14 protein-coding genes are annotated in these 14,959 nt (G+C 43.6%); 10 read left to right on the top strand and 4 right to left on the bottom strand.

Annotation, left to right across the window (positions count from 1 at the left end; all coding sequences use genetic code 11):
- The first annotated feature begins 808 nt into the window (after nucleotides 1-808).
- Together PZB74_RS00550 and PZB74_RS00545 are read left to right on the top strand one after the other, a co-directional pair.
- A complete protein-coding gene (locus PZB74_RS00550) occupies nucleotides 809-1,234 on the top strand; it encodes a VOC family protein (RefSeq protein WP_302239898.1) in 426 nt (141 codons plus the stop codon).
- Between the two features lie 79 nt (nucleotides 1,235-1,313).
- Nucleotides 1,314-1,640, top strand: a complete 327-nt coding sequence (locus PZB74_RS00545) for a hypothetical protein (protein ID WP_302239896.1) — start codon at nucleotides 1,314-1,316, stop codon at nucleotides 1,638-1,640.
- A 35-nt stretch (nucleotides 1,641-1,675) separates the two neighbouring features.
- Here the strand turns inward: PZB74_RS00545 and PZB74_RS00540 are convergent, their stop codons facing one another.
- Nucleotides 1,676-1,840 (bottom strand): hypothetical protein, encoded by a 165-nt coding sequence (locus PZB74_RS00540; RefSeq protein ID WP_302239895.1) that lies wholly within the window; start codon nucleotides 1,838-1,840, stop codon nucleotides 1,676-1,678.
- Nucleotides 1,841-1,870: 30 nt separating this feature from the next.
- Between PZB74_RS00540 and PZB74_RS00535 the strand changes: the two genes are divergently transcribed.
- The 4 genes from PZB74_RS00535 to PZB74_RS00520 all read left to right on the top strand — a co-directional run bounded on the left by PZB74_RS00535 (nucleotide 1,871) and on the right by PZB74_RS00520 (nucleotide 6,193).
- On the top strand, nucleotides 1,871-2,890 hold the full coding sequence (locus tag PZB74_RS00535; protein WP_302239894.1) for an NAD(P)-dependent alcohol dehydrogenase: 1,020 nt from the start codon (nucleotides 1,871-1,873) through the stop codon (nucleotides 2,888-2,890).
- 177 nt (nucleotides 2,891-3,067) lie between these two features.
- Nucleotides 3,068-3,643 carry a Crp/Fnr family transcriptional regulator gene (locus PZB74_RS00530; protein WP_302239892.1) on the top strand — a complete coding sequence of 192 codons (576 nt, stop codon included), beginning with the start codon at nucleotides 3,068-3,070 and terminating at the stop codon, nucleotides 3,641-3,643.
- A gap of 71 nt (nucleotides 3,644-3,714) precedes the next feature.
- Nucleotides 3,715-4,482, top strand: a complete 768-nt coding sequence (locus PZB74_RS00525; protein ID WP_302239890.1) for an MBL fold metallo-hydrolase — start codon at nucleotides 3,715-3,717, stop codon at nucleotides 4,480-4,482.
- Nucleotides 4,483-4,612: 130 nt separating this feature from the next.
- Nucleotides 4,613-6,193, top strand: a complete 1,581-nt coding sequence (locus PZB74_RS00520) for an arylsulfatase (protein ID WP_302239889.1) — start codon at nucleotides 4,613-4,615, stop codon at nucleotides 6,191-6,193.
- 45 nt (nucleotides 6,194-6,238) lie between these two features.
- On the opposite strand, the gene PZB74_RS00515 is transcribed toward PZB74_RS00520, so the two are convergent.
- Nucleotides 6,239-7,123 (bottom strand): sterol desaturase family protein, encoded by an 885-nt coding sequence (locus tag PZB74_RS00515; protein ID WP_302239887.1) that lies wholly within the window; start codon nucleotides 7,121-7,123, stop codon nucleotides 6,239-6,241.
- Nucleotides 7,124-7,285: 162 nt separating this feature from the next.
- Nucleotides 7,286-7,591 carry a phosphoribosylpyrophosphate synthetase gene (locus tag PZB74_RS00510; RefSeq protein WP_302239885.1) on the bottom strand — a complete coding sequence of 102 codons (306 nt, stop codon included), beginning with the start codon at nucleotides 7,589-7,591 and terminating at the stop codon, nucleotides 7,286-7,288.
- Between the two features lie 148 nt (nucleotides 7,592-7,739).
- Between PZB74_RS00510 and PZB74_RS00505 the strand changes: the two genes are divergently transcribed.
- Together PZB74_RS00505 and PZB74_RS00500 are read left to right on the top strand one after the other, a co-directional pair.
- Nucleotides 7,740-8,393, top strand: a complete 654-nt coding sequence (locus PZB74_RS00505) for a transglycosylase domain-containing protein (RefSeq protein ID WP_302239882.1) — start codon at nucleotides 7,740-7,742, stop codon at nucleotides 8,391-8,393.
- 69 nt (nucleotides 8,394-8,462) lie between these two features.
- A complete protein-coding gene (locus PZB74_RS00500; RefSeq protein WP_302239881.1) occupies nucleotides 8,463-9,671 on the top strand; it encodes a BaiN/RdsA family NAD(P)/FAD-dependent oxidoreductase in 1,209 nt (402 codons plus the stop codon).
- A gap of 119 nt (nucleotides 9,672-9,790) precedes the next feature.
- Here the strand turns inward: PZB74_RS00500 and PZB74_RS00495 are convergent, their stop codons facing one another.
- Nucleotides 9,791-10,084 carry a hypothetical protein gene (locus PZB74_RS00495; protein ID WP_302239880.1) on the bottom strand — a complete coding sequence of 98 codons (294 nt, stop codon included), beginning with the start codon at nucleotides 10,082-10,084 and terminating at the stop codon, nucleotides 9,791-9,793.
- A gap of 316 nt (nucleotides 10,085-10,400) precedes the next feature.
- Here PZB74_RS00495 and PZB74_RS00490 point away from each other — a divergent pair, with 316 nt between their 5' ends.
- Together PZB74_RS00490 and PZB74_RS00485 are read left to right on the top strand one after the other, a co-directional pair.
- Complete coding sequence (locus PZB74_RS00490) at nucleotides 10,401-14,285, top strand: two-component regulator propeller domain-containing protein (RefSeq protein ID WP_302239879.1); 3,885 nt, start codon at nucleotides 10,401-10,403, stop codon at nucleotides 14,283-14,285.
- A gap of 38 nt (nucleotides 14,286-14,323) precedes the next feature.
- Nucleotides 14,324-14,953, top strand: coding sequence for a response regulator transcription factor (locus PZB74_RS00485; RefSeq protein WP_302239877.1), 630 nt, complete (start codon nucleotides 14,324-14,326; stop codon nucleotides 14,951-14,953).
- The last annotated feature ends 6 nt before the right edge of the window (nucleotides 14,954-14,959 follow it).

Genomic DNA, 14,959 nt, shown 5'->3' with positions numbered 1-14,959 from the left:
AGGCTTTTGTCATCCGCTGATTTATGGTACTGTGATGCTTGCAAACATAAAATTCAGAGAACCGGCTTATTATTTCTCTACTCAAAAGCCTTATATACAGACCGCTGCATTACTCTATGGCCCTGCGGTAAGGCTAAAGCTATGCCTCTACTTATCTTTGGTAGCTTCAAAAGCGACTAATTGACCTTATCTCTTATCCAGTTCTTGTTATTAGCAAGAGACAACGCTAGCCATTCATCAGGGGCCTGCACATCAGCAAAAAGCAGGATAAGTCTACACCAGGCAAAGCACACCTGCTTGTAGGCAAAGACAAGAGTGCCCACTATAATGCGGTACTGATAAGCAAAAAATCGGTAGGTAGGTACAACAAATCAGAGCTGATATAAAGTTTGGGCAGGCTGCCGGAATATATATCATTGCAACTTTTCTAAAAGTAAGCCTGACTCATTAACATTTCAATAGCTATAAGCCTTCGGGACGTAAGGACGAAGTAATAAGGAGCATTACTTTATCATCGGGATGTAAGGTCCATGTACTATGCACTATTGCTTTACACTCGGGGCAACCGGATATAGTATTGAGGAGCAGTGCAAAAGAGTAAATACGGGCAACAAGCCTATAAAAGCAGGCATAAAAAAAATGAAACAGGGCAAGGCTACATAACAGAATTGTCGTAACTTTTAAAAGCTATGCTGTTCTGATGAGCTGTTTTTTTGTATCAAACCAAAATATGTAGGCCACTTTAGCCACTCCGTTTTTTATTTTATTACCTCAATTTATAATACACTACCCACAAACAGTATTAGCTATGGAAAACAATGAGCCAAAAGTAACAGGAATTGGCGGAATCTTCTTCCGGTCTAAAGACCCCAGTTCTACGAGAGCGTGGTATGCACAGCATCTGGGCTTGGCCATGACAGACTACGGTTCCTCCTTTGAGTTTAGAAATGCCCATCGGCCAGATGAGATCAACTATTTACAATGGAGCGCCTTTGAGGAAACTACCGACTATTTTGATCCTTCTGAGAAAGAGTTTATGATAAACTACAGAGTGCAAAATATAGAAGCGCTGGTAGCAAAGTTAAAAGAAGAAGGCGTAAATGTGGTAGATGATATAGTTGAATATGATTACGGTAAGTTTGTTCACCTCATGGACCCCGAAGGCAATAAGATTGAACTGTGGGAGCCTAAAGATAGTGTCTTCACCAAAATGGGTGGGCCTACCACCAAGTAAAAATAAGCCTATGAAGCAAGCTCACTGCCCTGGTGTTGGTGAGCTTGTCTTAACCCACCTTCTATAAAATAAGAAAACTATGCGGATAGCAGCGAGCAGGAAACTACCAACATATCCCCAACTCATAGAAGTGCTAAGAAAAGAGTTCTCTCAGGAGTACAACTATTATCTTACGAGCTTGGCTAAGAAAGAAGTGATGGTGCGGAAGTCAATCTTTGTAGGCGTACAGGTATCTGTTTATCGCAACGAAATCAATATCAACGCCAGTATACCTAGCCTGGCAGATTCTGCTTTGTTCCTGTTCATCAGCATATATCTGGATGCCTTTTTGTTTTTTTTCTATAAAGGGCAATGGGAAAAGCTGGAAAAGGAAGTTGCCTGCTTTCTTCAGCGTAAATATACCTGAACTGCCAGTCCATTAACTTTAGCCCCATGCGTATTTCATAAAAAAATAGTGTCATTTGCCTGTAACTTATGCTGCCCTGAATTGTCTTTGCCATAATTAGGGACAAAATCAGTGTGTCCTCTCATTACATTTTCAAGCTCTGATCTGGTAAATCGCTGAAACTGCTCATGCCTGAGCCTATCCTCCTGGCTCAGCATCATGTATTATACCACCTATAAACCCCATGCCTTATGAAAACGGCAGAACAGACACTTCCTACCATAGCTAACAGTAGAAGCTACATGCAAGCCATGTGTTATGATAAGTATAAGGGAATAGAGGCGCTAGAACTAAGGAAGGTAGAGCAGCCTCAGCCTAAAGCTCACGAAGTACTCATAAGGGTGCATGCCACATCTATTAACTCCTGGGACTGGGACTTACTCAGAGGCTCCCCATTTATAGTGCGTATGGATGGACTCTTTAAGCCGGGGCATAAAGTTTTGGGTGCGGATGTAGCAGGCAGGGTAGAGGCAGTAGGGAGTCAGGTGAAAAGCTTTAGCCCCGGAGATGAGGTCTACGGTGATCTTTCTTCCTACCATTGGGGCGGCTTCGCTGAATACGTGTGTGCCGATGCAAGCCTGCTGGCTCTTAAGTCTAAAGTAATGAGCTTTGAAGAAGCGGCGGCTATTCCGCAAGCCGGAGTGCTTGCCCTACAGGGTTTACGAGACTTTGGAGAGATTAAAGCAGGGCAGCAGGTACTTATTAATGGCGCCGGTGGAGGTGTAGGTACCTTTGCTGTGCAGCTTGCCAGGTATTATGAGGTAGAGGTAATCGCTGTAGATAATGGTGCTAAACTGAACCTGGCCCGTCGGCTGGGTGCGGATATGGTCATGGATGGTGAACACCTTGACTACTGCCGTATAGGCAAACCCTACGACCTTATTTTAGACCCTGTAGCAAATAAACATATGCGGGCCTATGCTGCTGCTTTAAAAGCAAAAGGAATATTTGTGTTGGTAGGAGGTGCCAGCAATACTATTCTACAAGCTTTTAGCCTGGGCCAGTGGATCTCCTGGCAAGGTAGCAAAAAGATCAGGCTGCTCATGCACAAACCAAAAGCACAGGACTTAGAATACATGAATGTGCTATATGAGGCAGGTGTTGTAAAACCAGTAATTGATCGTGTGTACCCACTACACCAGCTCAGAGAAGCCTTTCGGTATTATGTGTCGGGTAGGGTAATGGGCAAAATTGGGATCCGTGTGCAATAGCTTAGCTCAGTAACTGATGTATGGGAGAGCGTTCACCGCTTGCTTTGCATAGGCATTAGAAAAATTTTATCTTATCATTACTCTTCACTCAAGCCTGTTGTTTACCTTGGCCAGACTATTTTGTAGGTTCAAACGACTGAGGTAATAGGCGAAACTTATAGTGGAGAGATACTGGAAATGGCTACAACAGATAAAATTCAGCAATTTTTTGATACGGATTATCCGCTCAACCACGAGGGGGTAAGTGAACTAATCGCTTCATTTGAGCTTAAACACATACCTAAGCATAGCATTCTGCTGTCGCAAGGTGCGTACGACCAAAAGTTGCGTTTTCTGAACGAAGGCGTGGTAAGAGACTATTACGCAGGCAGTAGAAAAGAAACGAACATCAACTTTTATACCCGCCCACAGTTTATTACCGATTTTTCGTCATTTATCAATCAGGTTCCTACCCAAAAGAACCAGGAAAGCCTGACGGATATAGAAGTATTGGAGCTGGGTAATGACCGTTTTGGTGAACTGATGGAGAAGTACAGCTGCGGACGTAACTTTATCACTCTCACCTTTCAAAGGTTGTTGCGTACCAAAGAGCTTTTTGAGTACAACCGTATGACAAAAGAGCCGGAAGAGCTGTATCGGGAACTGCTGATCTATAAAGCACATTGGTTGCAGGAGCTTCCCCAGTATCATATTGCTTCTTATTTAGGCATTACTCCCGAAACTCTTAGCCGTATCCGCAAGCGGATTTCTTGATCTGGATCAATGGAAATACTCCTGCGCTGGCTTTGCTTTGTGGTTTAGAAAATTATCAAAAGCAAAAGCTTATGAGAATACATCATTTCAGAAATGCGAGCATGCTCCTGGATGCGGGAAAACATCAGATACTGATAGACCCTATGCTGGGGCCAAAGGGAAGCATGCCTACTTTTACTTTTTTTCGCTTCAAAGCACAAAAGAACCCTATTGTTCCTTTTCCTGAAGGTGCGCGCCCTTTGCTAAATCGGGTAACTCACTGCCTGATTACCCACCTCCACCCAGATCATCTGGATGCAGAAGGTGAGCAGTTTCTACGGGAGAGGCAGATTCCTGTTTACTGTAGTGTAAAAGATGAAAGTGCCCTTCGTAAAAAAGGGTTGCATGTGGTGCAGACCATAGATTACTGGAAGAAATCGGACTTTCTGGGAGGTAAGATAGAAGGTATACCTGCCAGGCATGGGTATGGTTTTATTGCGAAGCCCATGGGCAATGTGATGGGCTACTATCTGGAACTACCGGAACAACCCAGCCTTTACCTGAGTGCCGATACTATCTATACCGAAGCAGTCAAAAAAGTGCTAAGCGACTATCAGCCCAAGCTTAGCGTAGTGGCCTGTGGCAGTGCCCGGCTGGATGTGTTTAAGCCACTACTAATGACAGTAGAAGATATTGTCCGTTTTGTAAGAGATGCTCCTCATCAGGTGCTGGCAAACCACCTGGAAGCGCTTAACCATTGCCCTACCAGCCGTCAGCAGCTAAAACAAAGACTAGAGCAGGAGGGACTGGTTTCTAAGGTGTATATTCCTGCCGATGGGGAGTCTATCAGCTTGGCCTAGCGACAGATTTTGGCAGGAGATGGCGCTGTTCATTTAAAAAATCTCTGAAAATTAAGTAGTTTAGTAAAGGCCGCAACAAATGGATGTTGTAGCCTTTACAATGAATTACTCACATACAGCCAACAACCTAATGAATTATTTTCCTAAAGAGATTGTCTTCGGTCTCTTCTCCAGCTTTCTTTTGTTTGCGTGCAGCCCCTCCTCCGAAAAAAGTATTGCTCAGGAGGAAGAGCGCCCTAATATCATCCTGATCAGTGCGGATGACCTCGGGTGGTCAGACCTGGGCTGCTACGGCAGCGAAGTGCATACCCCTCATCTGGACTCCCTGGCGCAAAACGGTATGCGTTTTACCAGCTTCTACAATACTTCTAAATGTTTTCCATCAAGGGCTAGCTTGCTTACTGGCGTATACGCGCAAGATTGCGGTTACAGTAAAACACATACTAACAAGATAAGTAATGCGGTAACTCTGGGCGAGGTTTTGCAGGAGGCTGGCTACCGTACTTACTGGTCGGGCAAACATCATGGTAAAGAAAACCCTTATGAGCGAGGTTTTCATCATTACTATGGCCTGAAGGATGGTGCCTGTAATCATTTTAACCCTGGTTTGCAGCGTGAAGGTGAGCCAGCACCCGCTCAGAAAAGAAACGATCGTGCCTGGTGTATTGATAGTGCTATGTATCAGCCTTACACCCCGGAAGCTCAGGACTTTTACACCACAGATTACTTTACCAATTATGCACTTACTTATCTGGATGAGGCTAAAGACCAGCAACAACCCTTTTTTCTATACCTGGCTTATACTGCTCCGCATGATCCTCTGATGGCCTGGCCGGAAGACATCAAAAAGTATGAGGGTAAATATGATGAGGGCTATGAAGCTATAAGAAAAAAGAGATACCAAAAGCAGCAGGAGCTGGGCCTGATCAGCGATAGACATACCTTGTCACAACCCAGCTTTGATGCCTGGAGTAGTTTAAGTGAAGAGGAGAAAAAGGAAGAAAGCAGAAAAATGGAAGTTTATGCTGCTATGATTGATCGCATGGACCAGAATATTGGCAGATTGCTGAGCAGGCTCCGAGCGCATGAACTGGATAAAAATACGATCATCTTCTTTGTGTCGGACAATGGAGCTTCAGCAGAAGTAGTAAACCTTCAGTCGGATGATGATGAGGCGGAAATAGGAACAATGGCTCGTTGGGTATCTTTGGGTGAAAACTGGGCAAATGTGAGCAATACGCCCTTTCGTTATTACAAAAACTATAGCTATGAGGGCGGCATTAACACTCCTTTTATTGCTTACTGGCCGGAGCAAATAGAGTCTGGAAGCTTTTCTGATCAGCCCGGACATCTGGTAGATTTTATGGCTACCCTGGTGGATGTAGCCCAGGCCGAATATCCGGCAAGCTATCAAGGTGAGCAGATAACTCCCATGAGAGGACAAAGTCTGCTGCCAGCACTGGCAGGACAAACTATTGAACGAAAGGCTCCTATTTACTGGCAGTGGAGCAGGGGGCGGGCTATGCGATGGAATGAGTGGAAACTAGTAAAGCAGGGGTTGGATCGGGAGTGGGACCTTTATCATATCGAGAACGACCCTACCGAAACGAATAATATGGCTGAAACCTATCCTGAAATTGTTCATGAGCTAGATAGTATGTATCAGCAATGGTGGTCGCAATACGAAGAGCTAGCACAAGCATCAAAATAAATATGTAAAGCAAAGCAGGCTTCTAATGAGTTTGCTTTGCTAATTTTATAAGCTATTAACTTGAGTAGTCGGTTGATGCTCAACCTCAAAAATTTGTTCTGCTTCCAACTCTTCTGCTTTCCGATAGGGCTGAAAGGGAATGCCTAACAGATTGCCAAGCCTGTCGTTTTCTTCTGCCTTCATGTGGGTATCTATGCCGTAGGTAAGAGTTTTGCTGTCTTCAACCTGTCTAAAAGTTCCGAACATTTTATCCCAGAAGGCAAAGATATTACCGTAGTTAGAGTCGGTAAGCGGCTGCTTATAGTGGTGGTGCACTTTATGCATATTAGGTGTAATAAAGACATATGACAAAGCCCGGTCTACACCTTTAGGCATATTTACGTTAGCATGGGTAAGGTGAGCGAAGAGCACCGACAGGCTTTGGTAGAGCATCACTATTCCGATAGGTGCACCAATAACGAGTACTGCGAGAATAGTGAACGCAATCCGAAATACTGTTTCGCCGGGGTGATGACGTAGGCCAGTAGTTACATCTACTGTAGTATCGCTATGGTGTATCAGATGAAACTTCCACATCCACCTGACCTTATGCTCCAGCCAGTGAATAAAGTAAGCTCCTATTAAGTCTAGCAACAATATTCCCAAAACTACCTGAGCCCAGAGAGGCAACTGCCATATATGTAAAAGGCCTATTTGTTGCGATGAGCTATAGTCTGCTGCCCACAATAGAGCACCTGCCAGCCCAAACCCAATAATCATAGTAGTTAGTGTAAAAAAGAGATTGATGCCGGCATGTTTTACCTTTTGGTATTGGAAACGGTATAGTGGGAGCACACCTTCCAGTATCCAGAAGAATACAATGCCGCCAATGAGTAGTGAGGCGCGAAATGAGGTAGGGACATTGGTGAAATATTCAATAAGGGCTTCCATAGGGTTTAGGTTGTTACAAATTATGGAGAATTACAGGTATAAGTCTAAAGCGAGAGACTCCCCACCATTTAAAATAAGAATTTGTACACATAAATCCACTATAGGTAAGTTCTATGAATTGGCTTTTACTTTATTCAGATTACAGAGACCTTGGGTTCCGAACTATTCGTACTTAAACCTGAGCTTTTCCAGCATCTCTGGGGAAATGCTCTCCGCATAAGTTCCGTAGGCATCTACCAAAATACCTTTGTCGCCCACGCTGGTTACGATAGCGTAAAGCACCTCATTATCGTCGGGATTCGTCATGCCCTCAAAGCGATAGGTTTCTACCACCTCAAACTCTTTGGGTTTGTAGAACATATTAAGGTTCTTGCAGTAAATTTTGTCTTTTTCCAGGTTGAAGTCGTGGGCAAAACCATCTTCCTTCAGTCCTTTGATGGCTTCCTGTAATGTGTCATAGCTTTTCATAGTTATATAATTTGTTTATGGTATCCTATAGCTTTAATTTGCATAATAAAATGTAGGTGTTTTGCGAGAAAGAAGAGAGAATTTTTGCTCTATAGTGAAGCATAAGTATGAATCTTTTGCTAACTTTTCTAGAGCTAACCTAACCGAAATGCGATTGTTTAGAAGAGCTGTATTTGTTACAGCATTATTTCTGGTATTGCTGTTTACGTACTATACCGTTATAGTACTTAAGGCAAGAGATGAAACACCTCGTATCGTACAGAAGGTGCTGGATTCTGAACGTATCAAATTGCAGCTTGCTGACTTTTCTGAACGACAGATGGCCATACTGCTCTCTGTACAGGATCCTAATTTTTATGAGCACAAAGGTATAGACCTGCAAACCCCTGGTGCAGGAAAAACTACATTGGCGCAGGGCCTCTGCAAATTCTATTATTTTGATGAGTTTAAGAGGGGGTGGGATAAAGTCAAGCTTATGCTCATTACCCGCTTTGCTTTTGACCCACTAGTACCTAAAGATACTCAGATGCTCCTTTTCATCAATGAAGTTTATTTGGGGAGCTATAAAGGACGTAGCATCAAAGGTTTTGAAGAGGCCGCACATGTTTACTTTGACAAAACTTTTTCTGAGCTCAACGAAGAAGAATACATCTCACTGGTAGCCATGATTAGGCGACCGGATGGTCATCACATCAAAAAGAAACCCCAGGCGCACGAATTAAGAGTAACTCGTGTTCACAAATTTCTGCGGGGCGAATATATTCCTCAGGACAATAGCGATCAGTTTTATGATCGTAACTGAAAAGCAGTAGTCATTTTCAGGAATACAATTTTGAACCTACCTTTGCAGCTAAGTAGTAAACATTAAGTTTTGAGTAAAAAAGTAATCGTGTGTGGGGGAGGGGCTGCTGGCTTTTTCGCTGCCATTAATATTGCCGAAAAGCACCCTGACTATCAGGTTAGCCTACTGGAAAAAAGCAGCAAAGTCCTTAGCAAAGTAAAAATCTCCGGAGGGGGAAGGTGCAATGTAACCAACGCTCGCCATCAGGCTTCTGAGCTGGTAAAGTTTTATCCTCGTGGCCAAAAAAAGCTACATCGGCTCTTTAAAAGTTTTACCACAAAAGATATGGTAGACTGGCTGGATGCTCATGGTGTAGCTACCCATACTGAGGAAGACCTGCGAATGTTTCCTCGCAGTAACAATTCTCAAACTATCATTGATTGTTTTATGCAGGCGGCACAACAGTCGCGAGTACAACTAAAAACAAATTGTGGACTAAGTACTTTTGAACAAAGCAAAGAGGGTTGGACGGTGCATACTACACAGAATGAGTCATTATTTGCTGATGTACTGGTAATTGCTACCGGCTCGGCTGCGTCGGTCTGGAAAAAGCTGGGTGCACTCGGGCTTCTGGTAGAAAGAGCAGTACCTTCTCTGTTTACTTTCAACATACAGGACCCGCGACTGGAAGGACTCTCCGGTATGAGCTTCTCTGAGGTGAGTGCCAGGGTAAGTGGAACCAAACTGGAAGATCAGGGGCCGCTTTTGATCACGCACTGGGGACTGAGCGGTTCGGCAGTACTCAAGCTATCAGCCTGGGGTGCCCGGTGGATGGAAGAGCAAAAATATCGGTTTAGCGTACAGATCAATTTTCTGCCCGACTACAATTTTGATCAGTTTAGGGCATATCTGGACCGCTATAAGGCAGAGCACCCTAAACGTATGGTCAAGAATTTTAGTCTGGAGGCTGTGCCCAATCGTTATTGGGAAAGGCTTCTAAAGTACCTGGAAATACAGCCTGAAATGCCATTTGCTGAGCTACCCAAAAAGCAGTTGAACAAACTATGTGTAGAGCTTACCCAGGCTACTTTTGATGTAAAAGGAAAAAGCACTTTTAAAGAAGAGTTTGTGACCTGCGGAGGCGTTGCACTTTCGGAGGTTGACCTCAAAAAAATGGAAGCAAAGTCTTATCCTAATCTGTTTTTTTGTGGAGAAGTACTTGATATTGATGCCCTCACCGGAGGCTTCAACTTTCAGTCATGCTGGTCTACTGCCTGGCAGGTCTCTTCATCGGTATAGCCTTAATTGCTCAACTTCTTCCAACTATGTTTTAAACTGGCTTTAAGAAGGGGGGCAGGGAAAGAGCATCGCTACATGTAGTAAAGCCGACAAAACAGTATATACAGACCTTTTGCTGCTTAAAAATCATGCTGCGCATATATATTGATATTGCCACCTACTGTGCTAATAATAATGCCGCCTGGCAGCAAGTCAAAAATAGTGTGCCTGCCAGGCTTTTTTGTGCCTCCTGCAGAAGCAAATACTATGTTTAAACCATAATGTACTAAGCAGATTGGTCCGTCAGGTAATCCCATAATGTAGACGTATTTGGAGCTATTGTCCTTTTTTGAGTCTAAAAATTTCCCTGGCAAATTGGGCGTCTTTTGGATAATTCCGAGCTGATAAAGAGAGATAATAATGAAGACAAACATTCCTATCGCTGAAAGTAGCGCTGTTTTGCGTCTGTTTGGTAGATTTGGGGAATCTCCCTACAGAAGTTGCTGGCGAATAGGATTGGCATGTTGTAGAAAAATAGTTTGGCTCATAAACTAACCATTAGTAAGAAACTTAATGCCAGGGAGCATTTTAGCTTAACACCTTCCGGTTAAAATCACTCACCCCAAATGGGGGAAATTTGGCCTAAAAAGCTTATTTTGGGGGCATAGAAGCAGCATATGCCCTTTTCAGAATGGCAGCTAACGCAGGAATCCATATCTTAGTACATTATTCGCTTTTCTATAGCTGCTTATGAGGTACCTATTACTTCTTTATTTTTGCTTCATCAGCATAAGAGCTTGGTCACAAAGCTACAGCTTCTCTCAGTACGAGGTTGAAGATGGCCTGATACAGTCCTCGGTACATAGTTTCCATCAGGATCAGTATGGAAATTTATGGGTAGGCACATCAGGAGGAGTAAGTATTTTTGATGGGCAGGAATTTATCAACTATGGTGTTCAGGATGGGCTTGCTGGCAATGATGTTCGGGATATTGCGCAACTGGGAGATTCAATACTGATAGCTACCCATCAGGGGCTGTCCGTTTTTGATGGTGCCCGTTTTCACAACTATTATGTGACAGACAGCGCAGGTCTTACTTTACCAATTACTCATATTTTTCGGGATCAGAGACAGCAGACCCGCTTAATAGTTGCAGAACAGTTTCTGGCTACCTTTACGGGTGATAGCATTCTCTTACAAAACCAACTGACCGAAGACTATATTACCGCCATAAGCTACGATGCAGAGGGAAGGCCCTGGTGTACTACCTATTATGGTGGGCTATTTACCATTGAGGAGGATAAACTGCAAATAGTAGATACTACATTCTCTACCCGCTACCATTTTGCTGACTTGTTTTTTGATGATGAACAAAACTTATGGCTGGCGAGCATGCATAAGGGGGTAATCAAATACAACATCAAAACCAGAAAAGTAGAACATCTTTTTGATCAGCTGTCCGATACCGAGAAAACCTTTGACATCACTCAGGACCATGAAGGAATGATATGGGTAGGCACCTCCAGTGGTACTTACTGCTTTGATCCTCATCGTATGGAACTGGATCGTAAAAGCATTGCTTTTGAAGGTTCTCTTATCAGAAAAATTCACAAAGATAGTGAAGGTAATTTGTGGTTTGGCTCTTTTGGGGATGGGTTTTATAAGTTTAAAGGCAGGCTTTTTACCAAGCTAAGACATGAGGAGGGGCTAAAGGGCAAGACCTTTATGGCTGTAACCAAAGATAGCAGGGGGCACTACTGGTTTGGCTCATATGGAGGTGGGGTAGATGTATTAAAGGGGCAGAAGCTGAGCCATTTTGATGTAGAGAATGGTCTAAGCAACAACTTCGTGTCCAGCATTCAGGAAGACAGGCATGGTGGTATGTGGATAGCTACCTTCTATGGGCTTAATTATTACAATGGTCAGAGCTTCGTACACTACAGCACTCAAGATGGACTACCTTCTTCCAATGTATACACTATGTTCAGGGCACCTGACCAGCGTATCTGGTTTGCTACCAAAGCCGGACCAGTGTACCGAGAAAATGGTCAGTTCCACAGAATTTATGATGAAGACGGCCAGCCCTTCTCAGCCTATATTATGCATATGCGAAACTGGAAGGATAGCACTTACCTGTTTGCCTGTAGCAAAAACATTTATACCATAGCAAACAATACAGCCCGGCTACTACTCACAGCAGACCAACTTGAGCAGGGGCATATAATCGCCCTGGATGAAGACCCCTCTGGCCACCTGTGGATTGCTACGGTAAACGGGCAGCTATTTCGCTATAAGCCTGAAAGCCAGGAACTACAACACCTCAACAAAATATATGATATCCCTAACTGCCTGATCTACTCTATGATTTTCGCGAATGATGGTAGCCTGCTACTGGGGTCGCAAAAAGGTGTTTTTCGTCTGTTCTTCTACGATGATGGCAGCCTGGAGAGCGTTAGGCATTACGATAAAGATGATGGTTTTTTGGGGGTAGAAGCTAATGCCAATGCTATTCTGAAGGAAGAAGATGGTAGTGTGTGGTTTGGTACTGTCAATGGTATGTACCGCTTTCATCTGCAGCAGGAAGAGAAGAGCCAGAAGCAGGTAATACCGCACCTGAGGGCAGTACGCCTTTTTTATGAGGATACCGACTGGAACAGGTTTACCGATTCCGTAAGCAGATGGTACAATATCCCCCAGGCACTGGAGTTGCCTCAGCAGCATAACCACCTGATGTTTGCGTTTAAAGCCATTAGCCTTAGTAAACCTGCGCAGGTAATGTACAGCTTTATGCTGGAAGGTTACGAAGAAGAGTGGTCCCCGGTAACTACACGTACCGAAGCTGTGTATCCTAATTTGCCCCCCGGAGAGTATACCTTTAAGGTAAAGGCCCGTAGCCCTGATGGGGTGTGGTCTGAGGTACCGGTAGCTTATGCTTTTTCTATTGCTCCACCTTATTGGCAGACCTGGTGGTTTTATCTGCTGTGTTTCTTTCTGGTAGCAATGCTCATTCGTCTGTATATTTTCTGGAACCTGCGAAGAGAGCGAGAGCAGCGTCTACAGTTGGAGTTTGAAGTCAAAGGTAGAACTCGCGAAATACAGGCGCTGAACAGCTCTCTGGAAAAAAGAGTGAGTGAGCGCACTGCCGAGTTAGAGCTCAGTAACAAAAAATTTGAAGTTGAATTTGAGCTACGCAAGCTGGATCAGGAGAAACTTGCTCAGCGCGAAAGAGAGTATCGGCAGTTGTTAAATAATTTGCGAGAAATCATTTTTAAAACTAACACTAAAGGGGAGCTTACTTTCCTCAACGACCGTTGGCAAGAGTATATGGGCTATGCTTCTACCGAGTCTATAGGTAAGCACTTTACCTGCTTTCTCTTTGAGTCTGCCCACGAGATTAACCGCTATATCAAAGTTTTTGAATCAATTATAGCTCGTGAAATGCCTTTTTTTGAAGGTGAGCTGCGCATGATGCGCAAAGATGGAGATAAGTTCTGGGCTAAGGTCTCCGTTAGAATAGAGTATAATGAAAATGGAGAAATTATAGGCACTAATGGCAGTCTGGTAGATATTGACCAGCGAAAAAAAGCTGAGTTTGCACTAAAGGCTAGTGAAGACCGCTATAAGTTTTTGATTGAGAACACCCAGGATATCATTACACTACAGTCTTTAGACCTTAAATATTTTTATGCTTCCCCTCGTATTCATGAGGTGGCAGGTCATGCGCCCTCAGACCTTGTTGGCAAATCCTCTCTGGACTATCTGCATGACGATGACATAAAAGGCTATCTGAAGCTACGTGAAGAAGTTATACGTGAGCGTGCCAGCAAAGGACTGATAGTACGCTTTAAAGCAGGGAGTGGCGGCTATCGCTGGTACGAGACCTTTCTGAAGCCGATCTTTGATGAAAATGGCGAGCTACGCAACTTTATTTCGTCTAGCCGCGACGTAACCGATAAGGTAGAACTTTCCAAAGAAATAGAAAAGGTGCGCAAAAAGGTAGCACAGGATTTTCATGATGAAATGGGTAATAACCTGGCGAGTATTTCGGTGCTCTCCCAGATCATTCAAAACAAGCTGGGCTATCAGGATAATGGAGTGGAGTCTCTACTGAATAAAATAGATGTGGCTGCCAAAAATCTTTTTAGCGGAACCCGTGATTTTATTTGGGCAATTGACCCTAAAAATGATAATTTAAGAGAAGTATACTTTAATCTTAAAGATTTTGCCGAGGAGCTTTTTGACAATACCGGCACAAACTTCTATGCCAGTTTTGATCAGGAAGAAAGCCTGGATGCGTCGGAGGTCTCCCTTAAACTTCCATCAGGTTGGAGTCGTCAGTTAGTACTTATTTTTAAAGAAGCTTTTACCAATGCGCTTAAGTATGCGAAAGCAGACTGTGTAAGCATGAGCTTTTATGCAGATCGTCAGTCTTTTTGTATACAGATAAAAGACAATGGGCAGGGCTTCTCCCTTAAAGAGAAGCAAAAAAGCTTCAGAGGTATCAATAACATGCGGGACAGAGCTGCTAAAATAAAAAGCTCTTTTGACATACAATCTGAGAAAAACGAGGGGACAACAGTCGTTTTAAAGAAGAAAATCACCCAGTTTGGGTTAGTGAACCTGGAGGCTAAATAGCCCTCTATTACGTTAAAGCTGTAGGACTACCAAGTATTATGACTGAGCAGAAAAATAGAATCACCATAGTAGAAGATAATGAAGTGGTGAGGGATGGCTTTGCCTTACTTATTGATAGTGTTAGCGAACATCAGGTAGTTAGCACTTATGATAATTGCGAAGACGCCCTGAAAAACCTGAAAAAAGACCGCCCCGAGGTAATCCTGATGGATTTGGAGCTACCCGGTATGCATGGTGTAGAAGGCACCCGGCGTATTAAAAAACTGCTGCCTGAGGTAAATATTATCGTGATTACTGTGCATGCTAACAGTGAGCTTGTTTTTCAGGCACTTTGTGCCGGTGCCTCTGGCTACATTACCAAAAATGCCGGGCACAACAAATTACTGGATGCTATTGCCGAAGTACAGAAGGGTGGTGCGCCTATGAGCAGTCAGATTGCCCGAATGGTTGTACAATCATTCCAAAAAAATACGGACTCTCCACTTACTGCTCGCGAAACAGAAGTACTGGAACTGCTAGCCAAAGGCAAAAGTTATACGGTAATCGCTGACGAGCTTTTTGTTCATAAAGAAACCATTAAGTCGCACATCAAAAACATATATACCAAGCTGCAGGTAAACAGTAAGGCAGATGCTATAGAAAAAGCGCTTAGAGACAGACTTATCTAAGCGCCG

The sequence above is a fragment of the Porifericola rhodea genome (genome assembly GCF_030506305.1).
In the GTDB taxonomy this organism is placed as follows: domain Bacteria; phylum Bacteroidota; class Bacteroidia; order Cytophagales; family Cyclobacteriaceae; genus Catalinimonas; species Catalinimonas rhodea.
The sequence above is the reverse complement of the archived record's forward strand: the minus strand, read 5'-3'. Positions and strand labels throughout refer to the sequence as shown.